General features: G+C 66.1%; 14 protein-coding genes. 4 read left to right on the forward strand and 10 right to left on the reverse strand.

The genetic code is table 11. The features are described 5' to 3' along the window. From A5622_RS09090 to A5622_RS09120, 7 genes are all read right to left on the reverse strand, one after another. Positions 1-873, reverse strand: an 873-nt coding sequence (locus A5622_RS09090; protein WP_066877987.1) for a Xaa-Pro peptidase family protein, incomplete at its 3' end; no start/stop codon positions are given. Beyond that, positions 863-2,107, reverse strand: coding sequence for a Xaa-Pro peptidase family protein (locus A5622_RS09095; RefSeq protein WP_066877988.1), 1,245 nt, complete (start codon positions 2,105-2,107; stop codon positions 863-865). The genes A5622_RS09090 and A5622_RS09095, both read right to left, overlap by 11 nt. Continuing rightward, positions 2,107-3,273, reverse strand: coding sequence for an amidohydrolase family protein (locus A5622_RS09100; RefSeq protein WP_066877990.1), 1,167 nt, complete (start codon positions 3,271-3,273; stop codon positions 2,107-2,109). Before A5622_RS09100 ends, A5622_RS09095 begins: the two co-directional genes overlap by 1 nt. Positions 3,274-3,320: 47 nt before the next feature. Beyond that, on the reverse strand, positions 3,321-4,565 hold the full coding sequence (locus A5622_RS09105) for a cytochrome P450 (protein WP_066878047.1): 1,245 nt from the start codon (positions 4,563-4,565) through the stop codon (positions 3,321-3,323). A 5-nt stretch (positions 4,566-4,570) separates the two neighbouring features. Then, entirely contained in the window at positions 4,571-4,765 is a 195-nt protein-coding gene (locus A5622_RS09110) for a ferredoxin (protein ID WP_066865873.1), read from the reverse strand. Between the two features lie 11 nt (positions 4,766-4,776). Beyond that, a complete protein-coding gene (locus A5622_RS09115) occupies positions 4,777-5,442 on the reverse strand; it encodes a TetR family transcriptional regulator (protein WP_066865727.1) in 666 nt (221 codons plus the stop codon). A gap of 92 nt (positions 5,443-5,534) precedes the next feature. After that, positions 5,535-6,341 (reverse strand): SDR family NAD(P)-dependent oxidoreductase, encoded by an 807-nt coding sequence (locus A5622_RS09120; RefSeq protein WP_066865724.1) that lies wholly within the window; start codon positions 6,339-6,341, stop codon positions 5,535-5,537. A 129-nt stretch (positions 6,342-6,470) separates the two neighbouring features. Here A5622_RS09120 and A5622_RS09125 point away from each other — a divergent pair, with 129 nt between their 5' ends. The 4 genes from A5622_RS09125 to A5622_RS09140 all read left to right on the forward strand — a co-directional run bounded on the left by A5622_RS09125 (position 6,471) and on the right by A5622_RS09140 (position 12,689). Further along, positions 6,471-9,290 carry a LuxR family transcriptional regulator gene (locus tag A5622_RS09125; protein ID WP_082994558.1) on the forward strand — a complete coding sequence of 940 codons (2,820 nt, stop codon included), beginning with the start codon at positions 6,471-6,473 and terminating at the stop codon, positions 9,288-9,290. Between the two features lie 96 nt (positions 9,291-9,386). Then, the gene (locus A5622_RS09130; RefSeq protein ID WP_066878049.1) at positions 9,387-10,154 is read left to right on the forward strand and encodes an SDR family oxidoreductase; all 768 of its coding nucleotides are present in this window, start codon (positions 9,387-9,389) and stop codon (positions 10,152-10,154) included. Positions 10,155-10,176: 22 nt separating this feature from the next. After that, on the forward strand, positions 10,177-10,899 hold the full coding sequence (locus tag A5622_RS09135) for an SDR family NAD(P)-dependent oxidoreductase (RefSeq protein WP_066877994.1): 723 nt from the start codon (positions 10,177-10,179) through the stop codon (positions 10,897-10,899). A 182-nt stretch (positions 10,900-11,081) separates the two neighbouring features. Beyond that, on the forward strand, positions 11,082-12,689 hold the full coding sequence (locus A5622_RS09140) for a multicopper oxidase family protein (RefSeq protein ID WP_066878051.1): 1,608 nt from the start codon (positions 11,082-11,084) through the stop codon (positions 12,687-12,689). Positions 12,690-12,692: 3 nt separating this feature from the next. Here A5622_RS09140 and A5622_RS09145 read toward each other — a convergent pair whose 3' ends face one another. The 3 genes from A5622_RS09145 to A5622_RS09155 are packed head-to-tail and all read right to left on the reverse strand — an operon-like array spanning position 12,693 to position 15,312. Beyond that, positions 12,693-13,508: an alpha/beta fold hydrolase gene (locus A5622_RS09145; protein WP_066877997.1), complete on the reverse strand. Its 816-nt coding sequence runs from the start codon at positions 13,506-13,508 to the stop codon at positions 12,693-12,695. Further along, positions 13,508-14,497, reverse strand: a complete 990-nt coding sequence (locus tag A5622_RS09150; protein WP_066878000.1) for a cyclase family protein — start codon at positions 14,495-14,497, stop codon at positions 13,508-13,510. Before A5622_RS09150 ends, A5622_RS09145 begins: the two co-directional genes overlap by 1 nt. Continuing rightward, positions 14,485-15,312 (reverse strand): coniferyl-alcohol dehydrogenase, encoded by an 828-nt coding sequence (locus A5622_RS09155; RefSeq protein WP_066878002.1) that lies wholly within the window; start codon positions 15,310-15,312, stop codon positions 14,485-14,487. Before A5622_RS09155 ends, A5622_RS09150 begins: the two co-directional genes overlap by 13 nt. Between the last annotated feature and the right edge of the window lie 15 nt (positions 15,313-15,327).

A 15,327-nucleotide genomic window follows, 5' to 3' on the forward strand; every position in this document is an offset into this window, starting at 1 on the left:
GCCCGCGCCCGCCCCGGGCCGGCAGGCACCGATCAGATTGCCCCACAGGCTCTCCCAGCGCCGCTGCAGGGCGGCGGCCCCGTTGGGCGCGTGCCTGGTGTCGGCGGGCCAGGTCCGGCCGACCTCACCGACGTAGCCCCCGGCCAGGACGCCGGCGGAGAAGGCCACCAGATCGCCGTCCTGGATACGGCCGTCGTTCCGATCACCGTCGTCGGCCCGCCGCCATGGGTGCTTGCGTGAAGTCACCCATGCGACATCCTGATTCGACGGGGTGCTGACCCCGCCGGCCGCGGATGCCTCCAGCAGGACGCCGGCCAGCGCCTGCTCGGTCACCCCCGGCCGCAACTCGGATACCGCGGCCGCCAGGGCCGACTCGGCCACCGCGACGGATTCCCGGATGGCCGCTATCTCCTCGTCCGTCTTGATGCGGCGTGCCGCCCGCATGGCCAGCTCGCCGTCGACCAGCTGGGCGTTGGGAAACGCGGTCGGTAGCAACTGGGCGAAAACTGGTGAGAGGGCGTCGGTTCCGACGCGCCGCGCGCTCGCCGCGCCGTCGATGCGCTGCAGCGCCGACATGGTGTTCATCGGATTCCACGAGATGCCGTAGAGGTTTTCGTGAGGGATGTCTTCCGGAACGCCCTCGTCCCAGGTGCTCAGGAGGTGGACGGCGCCGGTTTCGCGCACCAGCACGCAGGTCGGGCCGAAGGGCCGGGTGCCGGCGACCCACAGTTGCGGCGCCCCGGTGACATACCGGACATTGGCTTGCCGGCCGAGGACCAGGACGTCGAGATCGTGTGCGGCCATCTGGGCCAGCGCCCGGCGGCGGCGGCCCAGGCGCAGCGTGCGCTCGTCAGGCAGGACTTCAGTTGCCATAAGGGTCATAGGGGTAGTCGGTCAAACGGATCCAACCTTCCTCGGTGATCACCAGGACCTCTTCGCTGCGATAGCCGCCGGTGCCGTCCTCCCAGACGACGGGCTCCAGCACCAGCACCATCCCGGATTGCAAAACGAAATTCTCGTCGAACTCCTGGCCGAGATCGGTTCCTATCATGGGCATTTCGGCGGCATTGACGCCGATTCCGTGGCCCAGGTAGAAGTGCGGCAGCCACGGCTTGGTGCCACCGTTGGCCTTGATGGCGGCGCGCCCCAGATCCGCCGCGGTGGCACCGGCCTTGGCGACACCCAGAACCGCGCTCATGATCTCGAACCACTTGTCGAACTGCGCCTGTTGACGGGGTGACGGATCGCGGCCGACGATCCAGGTGCGCCCGAAGTCCGAACAGTAGCCCTGATAGGTGATGCTGACGTCGGTCCACAGCACGTCGCCCTCGGCCAGCTCGCGTTCCGTGGTGAGCAGCGGCAGCGCCAAGTCGCCGTGTGTGGTCCACACACCCTCGGCCTTGCTGGGCGGCATCACCTGCCAGATCGGCTCGAGCATGCTGGCCGTGGCGCCCAGCTCGAAGGCGCGGCGCAAAAAGCTTGCCGACAAATCGATTTGACGGATCCCCGGGGCCAAACTCTTCTGCACTTCGACCATCGCCTCGTCGGTGATCTGGATCGCGGTACGCATGCACGACAATTCGTCCGGAGTCTTCACCGACTTGGCGGCGCTGACGATGGCCGCGGCGTCGACGGGTGCTCCGCCCGGGAACAGAACCTTGGCGGCACGCGACATGGCGCCGGTGAACTCGTCGACCGCGATTACCGCAGTGGCCGGGATGAGATCGGCCAACTGATGCGCGAAATGCTCGACGCCCTCGTCGAATTCGAGATATACGGGCCCGTGCAGGTGATCGGCGGGCAGGTCCGACTCCTGTGCGGCCCCCTCGCGGAACGGCAGGAACACGTGTGGCCAGTCGTCGTCGGCGAGCACCACGGCCACCGGCCGCTCGACGTAGGACAACCCGCCGTCGCCGAGCGGCCAGCTGGCCCCGGTGGCGTAGACCACCGCGTTGTTGCCCAGCAGGATCATCGCGTCGACACCGCGCTCCGCCATCGCCGAGCGCAGCCGGGCCCCCGTCGCACGGCGCAGGCGGGCCAGGTCGGCGGTTTCCGGGATCACCAGTCCGTTGCCGGTGTCGGTGTTCAGTTGCGCGAATGTCGTCACTACAGACCCAGGAACTTCGTGACGTTGTCGCTGACGATCTTCACCGCGTTCTCCGGACCCACCGCATCCACAACGGATTTCAGTGATTTCTCGGAATAGCCGTAGGTGCTCTCGTTGTGCGGGTAGTCGCTGGACCACATCACCTTGTCCACCCCGATCTGATCGATCAGCTGCAAGCCCAGCGGGTCGACCATGAACGAGGCGCTCATGTGGGTGTCCCAGTAGTAACGCGGTTCGTGCTCGAGAGTCCGGTTGAACATGTGCTGGTACGAGCCCATCAGGTGGTCGGCGTCTTGCAGCGCCCACGGCACCCAGGAGATGCCGCCCTCGAACCAGCCGATGCGCAGCCCGGGATGATCATCCAGAATTCCGGTGAAGAGGTACTTGGCGAATTGCTCACGGAATCCGTCGATGTTGATCATCATCCCTACCACCACGCTGTTGAACTGGCACGGCGTTTTCGGTGGGGTCTCCCCGATGTGGTGGGTCACCGGAAGACCGGCGGCCTCGATCTCGTCCCAGACCGGCTTCATCGCGGTGCTGCCGTAGTCGATGATGTTGCCGTCGTCGTCCTTGCCCGGGTTGAGCGGCAGCAGGAACGTCTTGAGCCCCAACGACTTCAGCTCTTCAACCGTCGTCCTGGTGCCCTGCGGGTCCCACCAGTTGATCAGTCCGGCGCCGTAGAAGTGGCCGTTCGAGCGCTCCTGCAGCTCGGCGATGTATTCGTTGTAGATGCGGAAGGCGAGCTCACGAAGCTGCTTGTCCGGGTAGTGAAACAGCGCCAGCACCGCGTTGGGAAACGCCAATTCCTTCTCGACGCCGTCGTCGTGCAGCTCCTGGATGCGCGCCTCGATGTTGGTGCTCGCGGCGCCGGGCAGGTCGTCGTATTGCATCAGCACGGCGCTGAAGTCGCCCGGCAGGAACGACTGCCCCTTGCGGCCCACCTGGTAGGCGCCGTCCTCGTACCAGATCCGCGGCGCCTTATCCTTCAGGCCGTCCGGGAAGCGTTGGTAGAAAATGTCGTCCGCGAGCGAGATGTGGTTGTCCGCGGAGAAGACGACGGTCCCCTGCGGAAGGCCGACGTCGCTGCCCGCGGCGTGACCACGGCGGTCCTTCGGAGCGCCATAACCGCCGGGCGGGTAAAGCGTACTTGTCTGAGTCGTCATCGTTGACCCTCCATTCGGATCCGAATATTTGATGAGTAGCGGGCTGGCTACCAGGTCACCGGCAGTTCGTAGACGCCGTAGGCGAGTCGGTCGTCCTTGAACGGAACCTCCTCGATCGGAATGGCAAGTCGCAGTGTGGGAATGCGCCGCACCAGCGTGTGGAACACGATCTGCAGCTCGGCGCGGGCCAGCTGCTGCCCGACGCACTGATGCCGCCCATAGCCGAATGCGACGTTGCGATCTGCGCCGGAGCGATGCAGGTAGAGCCGGTCCGGCTCCGCGAACGCGTCCGGATCCCAGTTGGCCGGGGCGAGATCGATAATGATGCCCTCACCGGCGCGGATGGTTTCGCCGGCGATGTGGATGTCTTCGAGCGCGACGCGGCGCTGGCCGTTTTGAATGATGCTCAGGTAGCGCAGCAGTTCCTCGACCGCGCTGGCGATGACCTTCGGATCTTCAGCGTCGCGGATAACGGCCAACTGGTCGGGGTTTTCCAGCAGGGCGAGCACGCCGAGACCGATCATGTTGGAGGTGGTCTCGTGCCCGGCGATCAGCAGGCCGGTGCCCAACTGGGCGGCCTCCTTGACGCTGAGTTCGCCGGCCTTGACCCGCTCGGCGAGGTCGGAAACCGCGTCCTCGGCCGGGTTCTCCATCTTGGCCTCGACCAGCTGGGCGAGGTATTTGTTCAGGCTCATGGCGCCTTTGACGGTGTCATCACCGGTGGCGTAACGCGCGAGACCGACGTTGGCGTGATGCTGGAACATGTCGGCGTCTTCGTAGGGGACGCCCAGCAGCTGGCTGATCACCAGCGAGGGCACCGGGAGCGCCAATGCGGTGACGATGTCGGCGGGCTGCGGCCCGGCGAGTATCGCGTCGATGTGCTCGTCGGTGATGCGCTGGATGGTCGGGCGCAGACCTTCGACACGCTTGAAGGTGAACGGCTTGGACAGCATCCGCCGGAATCGGGTGTGCTCCTCGCCGTCGGCGGTGAAGACCGATCGCGGCCGCTTGTGCACCGTGGACAGCATGCCTTCGTTCCAGTGCGGGAAGCCGGGCTGCCGGTCGTCGACGCTGACCCGCGAATCCGAAAACAGCTCGCGCACTTGCTCGTAGCCGGTGATGAGCCACGGTGTGCTGCCGTCCCAGATCCGGACCCGGGACAGCGGTCGGGCTTCGGCCAGCGCCATGACATCCGGCGGTGGCGCGAAGGGGCAGCGCGGCTCCCTGGCCATCGGGTAGTCCGGAATTTCGGACGCGTGCTCCGCCGCGGTGCTCGTCAGGGTGTCGGACATCGTTTTCATTCCTCGATGTGGATGGCAAGCGCGGGGCAGGCCGCCGCCGCCCGGCGCGCGCCCTCGGCCTGCTCGGGCGTGGGATTGGGATTGAGCAGCAGCACGACGCCGTCGTCGTCGCGCTGGTCGAACACTTCGGGCGCGTTCATCACGCAGTTCCCTGATGAAGCGCAAAGGTCTTGGTCGACAGTCACTTTCATTCGCACGCCCCTTACTCGTACGCCGTCACGGGCGCCAGCCACAGGCCCACGATCGCGTCGATGAGTCCGGACGCCGCGGCACGCCATGAACGATGGGACGTCACCGCTCCTGCGGCGAGCGCGCGTTCACGATCGGCGCAGGTGTGCATCAACAAGTTTCGGGCCATGATGTTGCGTTCGAAGTGCACCTCGGCCGGCAGTTCGGGCAGGCAGCGGTTGATGCCCTCGACGACCTGGACCAGCGACGGGGAGCTGAGCGCGCCCTTGACGATGATGTTGTAGTAGGCGGGGTCGGTCATCGCCTGGGCCGCAAAACGCGCATACCAGGTCGGATTTCCGAGCTCCTCCAGGTGATCGGTGAGCGGGCGCACCAAACAGGCCACCCAGTTGCGCATGTCGGTCGAACCGCCCGTGTCTAGCAGCTCGGTCACCATCTGTTCGCGCAGTTGCTCGACGGGCCCGCGGTGCTTGTGCTCGATGGCCCGCACCAGGTCGGCCTTGGTGCCGAAGTGATAGCCGACGGCGGCGTTGTTGCCCTGGCCGGCGGCCTCGCTGACCTGCCGGTTGGACACGGCGAACATGCCGTGCTCGGCGTACAGGCGCTCGGCCGCCACGAGAATCGCCTCTTGGGTGGAACTGGCCCGATCGGTGCGAACGGTCCGGCCGGCGGTGGTCATTGGATCAGTCAACCCCGTACGGCACTTTAAGTCAAGCGATTGATTTAAATTTCTGGACCGTCCATCATCGCGCTCGGGGCCTTCCGGCGGTGTCAGCTGTGTCGCTTGGACCGGATCGGCTTGCCCGCCACGGTCCCACCGTCGACCGGAAGCACCGTCCCGGTGACATAGCGCGAGCGGTCGGTGGCGAAATACAGCGCCGCCTCGGCCACGTCGTCGGGCGTGCCCTCGCGCTTCAGCGGCCGGTCCTCCCGCATCGTCTCGCGAATTCGCGCCTCGAACTGCCGCAGCTGTTCGGGGTCCATGCCGGCACCCGACTTGCCCAGGATCGGCGTGGGTATGTTGCCGGGCGCGATGGCGTTGACCCGAATCTCGTGAATTGCCAACTCGATTGCCGCGGCCTTGGTGAACTGAATGACGGCCGCCTTGGACGCGCGGTAGATCATCACACCGCCGCCGGCCTGGATGCCGCCGATCGAGGTGATGTTGATGATGGATCCGCCCTCGTGTTCGGCCATGTGCCGCGCGGCATCTCGAGTACCCGCCATCACGCCGAGCACGTTGACCCCCATCACCCGGTGAAAATCGGCGAGGTCGTCGTCGAGCAATTTCCGCAGCGGGCTGGAGATCCCGGCGTTGTTCACCATGACGTGCAGACCGCCGAACTTCTCGACGGCATCGGATACCAGCGCCCCCACCTGTTCGGGATCGGAGACGTCGGTCTTCCGGAAGGCGGCCGCGCCGCCGAGCGATGCGGCCAACGCCTCGCCGCGGTCGGTCTCGACATCGGCGATGACGACTCGCGCGCCCTCGACCACGAACCGCTCCACGAGTCCGCGACCGATGCCCGAAGCGCCGCCGGTGACGATGGCGACCTTGCCGTCCAATTCGTTGACCACACGACGAGTTAATCGGCGCCTGCCGCGTTAAGTCAAGCAATTGATTTAAGACACGGGCCGCGGTCGGTGCTCGACGCCATAGGCAGGTGCGCTCGGTAAAGTCGAACGGCAAATCACTTTCCAGCGGCGGTGTGGGTGAAAGATCAACAGGCACAACCTTTGCGTGGTCGGCGCGCGGAATGTGCTGCCCTCGACCGGCTGGTGTCGGGCGCCCGCTCGGGCAAGAGTCAGGTTCTGGTGCTGCGGGGCGAGGCAGGCATTGGCAAGACGGCGCTGCTGGATTTCGTTTCCGAGCGTGCCCCGGGCTTCCGCGTGGCTAGGGTCTCCGGGGTGGAGTCCGAGATGGAACTCCCGTTTGCCGCTTTACAGCAACTGTGCGTGCCAGTGCTGGATCGCATCGATCAACTGCCGCCTCCGCAGCGCGGTGCACTGGAGATCGCATTCGGCCGGAGCGCCGGACCTGCGCCGGATCGCTTCCTCGTCGGGCTGGCCGTGCTCAGTCTGATCGATGCAGCGACCCAGGCCCAGCCCTTGCTGTGCCTCATCGATGACGCGCAGTGGATCGACCGAATCTCGGCCCAGACGTTGACGTTTGTCGCCCGGCGACTGATCGCCGAGCCCGTGGCGATGGTGTTCGCGGTGCGAGACGCCTCGGCCGCCATCGATGCCGATGATTGGGACGGCTTGCCCGGGTTGGCGGTCCGCGGCCTCAATCCCGCCGACGCCCGCGCATTGCTGGATTCGGTGATCCCGGGCCGACTGGACGACGAGGTGCGCGAGCGCTTCGTGGCGGAGACCCGGGGAAATCCGTTGGCGCTGTTGGAGTTGCCCAGGGGTCTGACCGCCGCGCAGCTGGCCGGCGGCTTCCAGCGCCCGGACGTGCAACCACTGGCGGGACAGATCGAGCAGACATTCGTCCGGCGGATCCGGTCACTGCCGGACGAGACCCAGCAGCTATTGATCATTGCGGCCGCAGAGCCGGTGGGCGATGCGGCGCTATTGTCGCGCGCCACAGAGCATTTAGGGCTTCCACTTGACGCGGCGGCCAGAGCGGAAGCGGCCGGATTGATCGACGTGGGCACCAGGGTGCGATTCCGTCATCCCCTGGTGAGGTCAGCGGCGTACCGCACGGCGGATCTGATGGATCGCCGACGCGTACATCGGGCGCTAGCTGAGGTGACCGACCCACGAAGCGATCCGGACCGGCGCGCGTGGCATTTGGCCATTGCGGCTCCGGGTCCGGACGAATCCATCGCCGCCGCACTCGAGAGCTCCGCCGACCGTGCCCAGGCCCGAGGTGGAGTGGCCGCGGCTGCCGCGTTCCTGGAACGGGCCACCCAACTGACCTCGGATTCGGCCCGCAGAGGGGCACGGGCACTCGCGGCCGCCCAGGCCAAGCGTGACGTGGCGGCCTTCGACGCCGCGGACGAGCTGCTCACCATCGCCGAGGCCGCGCCACTGGACAAGCTGCAGCAGGCCCGCGTCACCCGACTGCGCGCGCAGATCGTTTTCTCCCGCAGCCGTAGCGGTGATGCCGATGCACCGATGGTCTCCGATGCGGCCGTACGCCTGCTCGACGCCGCACGCCGGCTGGAAACACTGGACGACGCGCAATCCCGCGAAACGTACCTAGACGCCGTGGGGGCGGCGATGTTCGGCGGCCGGCTGTGCCCGCATGGGGGTATTGCGTCGACCGCCGAGGCGGCCCGCGCGGCACCGCCCGGGCCGAAGCCGGCACGGCCGGTCGATCTCCTTCTTGATGGCGTCGCGCTGCGGGCGACGGCTGGACTCGTCCCTAGTCTGGCAGCGATGCGCGAAGCGCTGCGCCTCATCGAAGCTGCCGCCGAGCGTGCCGATGACGTCATGCATTGGTTCTGGCGAGCCTTTCCCATCGTCCAGGAATCTGCCGCCCACGAACTCTGGGACGACGACGTATGGCATCGGCTGGCCACCCACGCGGTACGCCTGGCGCGTGCGGCGGGCGCACTCGCCGTGTTACCGAACGCCCTGGTCTATCGCGCCGGTGTACACGTCCAGGCCGGCGAATTCGCAACGGCGTCCCAACTTGTCGAGGAGGCCGACGCCATCTCGGCTGCTACGGGTTATGCCCCGGTCAAATATCACTCGGTGCTGCTGGCCGCTTGGCGGGGCAATGAGAACGTCGCGAGCAATCTGATCGACCGAGCGGCAACAGACGGGATCGCCAGGGGCGAAGGCCGAATAGTGGCGTTGACCGGGTATTCCAGCGCTGTCCTCTACAACGGTCTGAGCCGCTACGACGATGCCTTCGCCGCCGCGCGCCAGGCATGCGAACACGAGGATTTAGGTCTGTTCGGCCAGTGCCTCGTGGAACTCATCGAAGCTGCCGCGAGAAGCGGCGCCAAAGACGCCGCCCATGACGCACTGCGTCAACTCGAAGCCCGGGCGCTGGGGGCCCAAACAGATTGGGCAGCCGGAGTTTACGCGCGATCACGGGCGCTGCTGACTACCGACCGTGAAGCGGAGGTCTTCTACCGGGAGGCAATCGAGCGGCTTGCGCGAACCCGCATCGTGGTTCAGCTGGCGCGGGCGCACCTGTCCTATGGGGAATGGCTCCGCCGCTGCAACCGCCGGATCGATGCGCGCGCCCAGTTGGGTACCGCCCACGAAATGTTCGCCCGGATGGGAGCCGAGGCGTTCGCCGAACGGACCCGTCGCGAGCTGCTGGCCACCGGCGAGAAGGTGAGCAAGCGGTCGGCCAAAACAGGCGCAGCATCCGGCGGTGAGCTCACGGCACAGGAGGCGCAGATCGCCCGGCTGGCCGGAGAGGGGCTGACGAACCCCGAGATCGCCGCGCAGTTGTTCATCAGCTCGCACACCGTCGAATGGCACCTGCGGAAAGTGTTCGCCAAGCTTGGCCTCACCTCGCGCCGCCAACTGCGAGGTTTGGCCAAGGACTTGGCCCCCTGAGTTCGGCATAACTACGGACTTTCCAGGGTTCCGACTTGCCCTCGCCTGAATCATGCTGAAAGGGCCAGTGCATCGGGAGACTTGAAAGGCATGATCATGAAGATTTTGGTAATCGGTGGCAGCGGGCTGATCGGATCACAGGTCGTCGCCATGCTGACCGACCAGGGACACCAAGCAGTCCCGGCATCACCGAGCACCGGCGTCAACACCGTAACCGGGGAGGGTGTTGCCGTTGCCGTCACCGGTGTCGACACGGTGGTGGACGTCTCCAACTCGCCGTCCTGGGCCGACGATGATGTCCTGAACTTCTTCACCACCTCCACCCGCAACCTGCTGGCGGCGGAGCGGGCCGCCGGGGTGCGCAATCACGTCGCCTTATCGATCGTGGGCGCCGACCGGGCCGCCGAAAGCGGCTACATGCGGGCCAAGATAGCCCAGGAAAAGGTGATCACGGAATCGGGATCTCCGTACTCAATCGTGCGGGCGACTCAGTTCTTCGAATTCGTTGACGGCATTGCGGATTCATTGGCCGACGGTGACACGGTCCGCGCGCCGCACGGGGCGTTTCAGCCCATTGCTTCGGCGGATGTCGCGACGGCCGTTACCCGTGCGGCGACCGCCGATCCAATCAACGGGGTGATCAACATCGCCGGCCCCGAAAAGCAAGGCATGGACGACTTCATCCGGGCAAGGTTTGCGGTAACGGGTGATGCGCGCCAGGTGGTTACCGATACCGGTGCCCGCTACTACGGTGCGGTGCTCGACGAACGCAGCATCGTTCCCATCGATGGTGAAGATGTGGTCGTCTACCCCACCACCTTCAGCGGCTGGATGGCTTCCCAGACACCCAGCGGCGCCAAGTAAGAGGTTTCTACAGGTGAGTCCGATGGAGCTGATGGACCACACCGCCGTCATCACCGGCGGGACGGCGGGCATCGGAATGGAATCCGCGCGACTGCTCGCAAGCGAGGGCGCCACCGTGATTGTCACGGGTCGCAATCCGGTCAGAGGTGCGCAAGCGGTGGAGCTGATTGGCCCGAACGCGCGGTTTATCCAGACCGACATGGCCGATCTCGAGTCGGTGAATTCGCTTGTGCAACAGTGCGGTGAGGTCGACATCATCGTCAACAACGCCGGCACTTTTCCGTCGGCGTTGACGGTCGAACAGAATGCGGCGTCTTTCGAGACGTTGTTCGACACCAACGTTCGCGGTGCGTACTTCCTAGTAGCCGGCCTGATCCCGGGGATGCTGAAGCGCGGCCGTGGCAGCATCGTCAACATCACTACCATGGCCGCATTCAAGGGAATTCCCGGCGCCTCGGGCTACAGCGCTTCCAAAGCCGCGCTGGAATCGCTCACCCGCACCTGGGCCGCCGAATTCGGAGCGGCCGGGGTGCGGGTGAACAGCGTCGCGCCCGGGCCCACCCGCACGCCCGGCGTGGCCGCGGAATGGGGGGAAGTCAACGAGGACCTGGGGCGGGCGCTGCCGTTGGGCCGCACCGCCTTCCCGTCCGAGATCGCCGAGGCGGTGCTCTTCCTGAGTTCTCCGCGGTCCAGCTTTGTCACCGGTTCGACCCTGCATGTCGATGGGGGCGGTGTGGCTGTGTGAGGTCCTTTCGGCCCAGAAGCGTTCGCGCGGGGTCACTCTCACATGGGGGCAAGCCGCCACAGCGTTGTTCGAGCGTGCCCGCGCACCCGCCCGATAAGCGAAAGGTCTAGCGCTGGCTGTTGCGCTCCGCCTAGCATCCAAGCACGAGAACGTTGGGGCGAACCAAAGACGAGGAGCACCAATTGCCCGTGCAACCGACCAGCGGCGCGCCCTTCGACAGAACTCGGCTCACCAGGCGCGGTTTCATGGCCGCGGGCATCGCCGGCGGGTTGGCGCTGACGGCGTGCAGTCAAACCAAGCCCGAGCCGTCGGGCAGTGCCCGGATGTCGGCGGCCATCGCCGAAACCGAGGCAGCCCGACCGCATAGCGGCCGCACCGTCACCGCCAAGCTGACGGCCCAACAGGTCCAGGTCGACCTGGGTGGACCGATCGTCCGCACGCTGGCCTTCGGCAACGGCATCCCCGGCCCGGTGATCCGCGCCAGCATCGGCGACGAGGTCGAGGTGACGGTGTCCAACCGACTCGACCATCCGACGTCGGTGCATTGGCACGGCATCGCCCTACGCAACGACATGGACGGCGCCGAGCCGGCGACCCCCAACATCGCGGCCGGCCAGGATTTCACCTACCGGTTCTCGGTGCCGAATTCCGGGACCTACTGGGCACATCCGCATACCGGCCTCGACGAGGACACCGGTCTGTATCTGCCGGTCATCGTCGACGACCCGACCGAGGGCAACTACGACGCCGAGTGGATCGTCGTCCTCGACGATTGGACCGACGGCGCCGGAAAGAGTCCCCAGCAGCTCTACAGCGAACTGAGTAACCCGAACAAGCCTCCGCAGAACGCGCCCGAAACGACGACGCCGACGACCACGACGACGGAGACAAGTTCATCGGCGTCGGAGACGACGTCGACCAGCCCGACAGCCTCGACGAGCGCCGCGCCCCCGCCTCCGGCGGCGGGCGTCGGCACCAGCGACCTCCTTGGCGGCGACGCCGGAGACATCGCCTACCCGTACTATCTGGCCAACGGGCGAATTCCCGCCTCGCCCATGACCTTTAATGCCAAACCAGGCCAGCGCATCCGCATTCGCTTCATCAACACCGCCTCCGACACCACCTTCCGGGTGGCACTGGCCGGTCACGCGATGACGGTGACTCACACCGACGGCTACCCCGTGGTGCCCGCGCAGGTCGACGCCCTGCTGATCGGCATGGCCGAACGCTACGACGTCACCGTGACCGCCGCGGACGGTGTCTTCCCATTAGTCGCGGTCGCCGAAGGCAAGAACGGCCTGGCCCGCGCAGTGCTTTCCACCGGGGCCGGCAGCGCACCCGACCCGCAGTTTCAACCCGCCGAACTCACCAAGCGGGTGGGCACCATCGAGATGTTCACCGCGACAACGCCGGTCAACCTTGGCCGCCCGGACCCCCGGCTCAACCTGCCCGTGGTCCTGGGCGGCAACATGACGCAATACAACTGGACGATCAACGGGCAGCCCTACGGCAAGACGAATCCGCTGCACGTGCACCAGGGGCAACGGCCGACCATCACGTTCGACAACACCACGATGATGTATCACCCGATCCACCTGCACGGGCACACATTCCAGGTGATCAAGGCGGACGGGAGCCCGGGCGCCCGCAAAGACACCATCATGGTGCTGCCCAAGCAGAAGCTCGCCGCCGTGCTCGTCGCCGACAATCCCGGCACCTGGGTGATGCACTGCCACAACACCTATCACCAAGTGGCGGGAATGATGACCCGCCTGGACTACGTCTTCTGACGTTCAGACCGCGCCCAGGAAATCCAGCAGCATCTCGTCTACCACCGAGGCCTGCTCGATCTGGGGGCAGTGTCCGGCCTTCTCGACCACCACCGAGCGGGCGCCGTCGACCTGCTTGGCGATCTCGGCGGCCCAACCGGCCGGAAGGAGTTTGTCGCCTCCCCCTTCGACGACCAGCGTGGGCACGCCGATGCGTTCGTAGGCGCGAGCGCTCGATGGCGTCGCCGACGGCGTGGCTCCCGGGCGGCGAAACCTGGCCGCGGCGACGGCTTCCCACGCCCCCGGCGCGGTGCTCGATTCGTAACGACGCCGTACGTAGTCGTCGTCATCGGGATAGCCGGGGTCGAAGAACAACGCCTCGACGATGCGGCGCATCGCCGGCAGCGTGGCGTCATACTTCTGTAGCGCCTCGAAATGCCGGTTCTGCTGGATTTCTCCGCCGCCGCAGATGATCACCAAGCTGCGAACCGGCAGCAGCGAGGTCTCCGACGTGGCATCGGTGAGCAGATTGATGGCGCCCATCGAATTGCCGACGAAGTGCGCCGAGTCGACCCCGAGCGACTCGCAAAAGCGTGCCACATGCCGGATCCGCATGCCGCGGCCGTCGACGAAATCGATGACCTTCGCGGATTGCCCGAATCCCAGCTGGTCGGGCGCCAAGACCCGATACCGTGCCGACAGCGCGGCGAAGTTGCGTTCCCACCCCAGTTCGGCGCCGGCGCCGAACTCACCACCGTGCAGCAGTACCACCGGGTCGCCGTCGCCGGCTTCCAGATAGCTGGTGGTCAGCCCATCGACCGACAGCGTTTGGCGCTGCATCACTTGATCGCGATCGGGTTCACCGGCGAGCCCACTGCCCCAACGAATCTCAGGGGCGGTGCGATGAGTTGAAACTCGTACACACCGTCGGCGGCGCAGTCGGCGGCCAGTGCCGTGAAGTCCCAATACTCGCCGAGCATCAGGCCCATGTCGCGCAGCGTCAACAGGTGGAACGGCAAGAACACGCCGTCAACCCCGGACACCGGGTCTTCGACCTGGAGATTGTCGGACGCGACCGCGGCGATCTCGTGATCGTGCAGCCACTGGGCGCACTGCCAGTCCAGGCCGGAATACGGTTCGGTCTTGTTGCCCGTCTGCAGGAACCTCGTCCACCAGCCGGTGCGAATGAGCAGGATGTCACCGCGCCCGATCGTCACGCCCTGGGTGCGGACGACATCGTCCAATTCCGCTGGAGTGATGGGTTTTCCATGCTCCAGGAAGACCTCCGCGCCGCGATGGCGCACCACATCCAGCAGGACACCGCGCGAGGTGATGCCTTTGCCGTCAACCTTCTCGATGCCGAGGTGGCGGGCCCCGAGGCTGGTCACCGACCCCGCCGGAATCCCGTTGTAGAGCTTGTCGTCGTAGTAGACGTGCGACAACGCGTCCCACTGGGTGGCCGCCTGCAGCGGCATGATGATCATGTCGTCGTTGAACCTGAACAAGTTGTCGACGAAGTACGGACCCATCTGCGCCGCCGTGGGATTGCGATCCCAATTCGGGCCGTAGTGAGCGAGCGTGCTGGCGTCACCACCATCCACCGTCATCACGTGAATGGGATTGTGCCGAAAACCGAAGGCGCCCTGCGGCCCCGATGACCCGAAGTCCACCCCGAGCGGAAAAACCTTGCCGTGGCGGACCAAACCCGCTGCCTGGGCGATCTTTTCGGAGGTGATGAAGTTCAGCGTGCCGAGCTCGTCGTCATCGCCCCAGCGGCCCCAGTTACTGACATCGCGAGCGGCCCGGCGAAAGTCGGTCACACTGGCCACGGAGCACGTCCTTCCTCGAGTTCGCCAGCGATCGCGGCGCCCACGTTTCCGCCGTCAACCCACAACACCTGGCCCGAAATATAGCTGGCGGCATCGCTATTCAGGAAGAGCAGAACCGAGGCCTGCTCGGCGGGCTCGGAAACGCGACCCAGCGGCTTGGGGATGTCGTCGAGAAAGCCCTGCCCGTAGGCGGTGCGCAGCTGGTCCAGGATCGGCGTCTCGGTCACGCCGGGACCCGTGCAGTTGATGCGGATTCCCCGCGCGCCCAGTGGCGTGGCGCTGCGCATGGTGTACAGGATGATCGCTTCCTTGGACAACTGATAGCCGGTACCCAGTACGTCGGGATGCTCACGGCACCAGTCGATGCCCTCCTGCATCGTCGCCGTATGCAGCAGCGGCGCCACCTCCCGCAGATGCTCCCGGTAGGCGGCCGCCGCGAGCGATGACACGCTCACGATGGACGACCCCGCGGACATCTTCGGTATCAGCGCCTCGGTGAGATGGCGCATCCCCAGGAAGTTGACGGTCACCACCAGCAGCGGGTCGCCGATCCCGGACGACACGCCGGCGACGTTGAACAACGCGTCGACCGGACCGGTCACGTCGGCTACCGCCGACTCGATCGATGTCCGATCAGCCAGGTCGACCTCGTGGAACCCGTCGATCGCGAAGTCCGGCCGTCGCTTGTCCAGGCCGATGACTTCGGCCCCGAGCTCGCTGAGCTGCCGCACCACGTGTTCGCCGATGCCGGAGGCACATCCGGTGACCACCGCACGGCGACCGTCGTAGCGCCACAGCTCGTCGATTGCTCCCAAGGCTCGCCTCGAAAT

The organism is Mycobacterium sp. 1245801.1 (genome assembly GCF_001673055.1).
Taxonomy (GTDB): Bacteria; Actinomycetota; Actinomycetes; order Mycobacteriales; family Mycobacteriaceae; genus Mycobacterium; species Mycobacterium europaeum_A.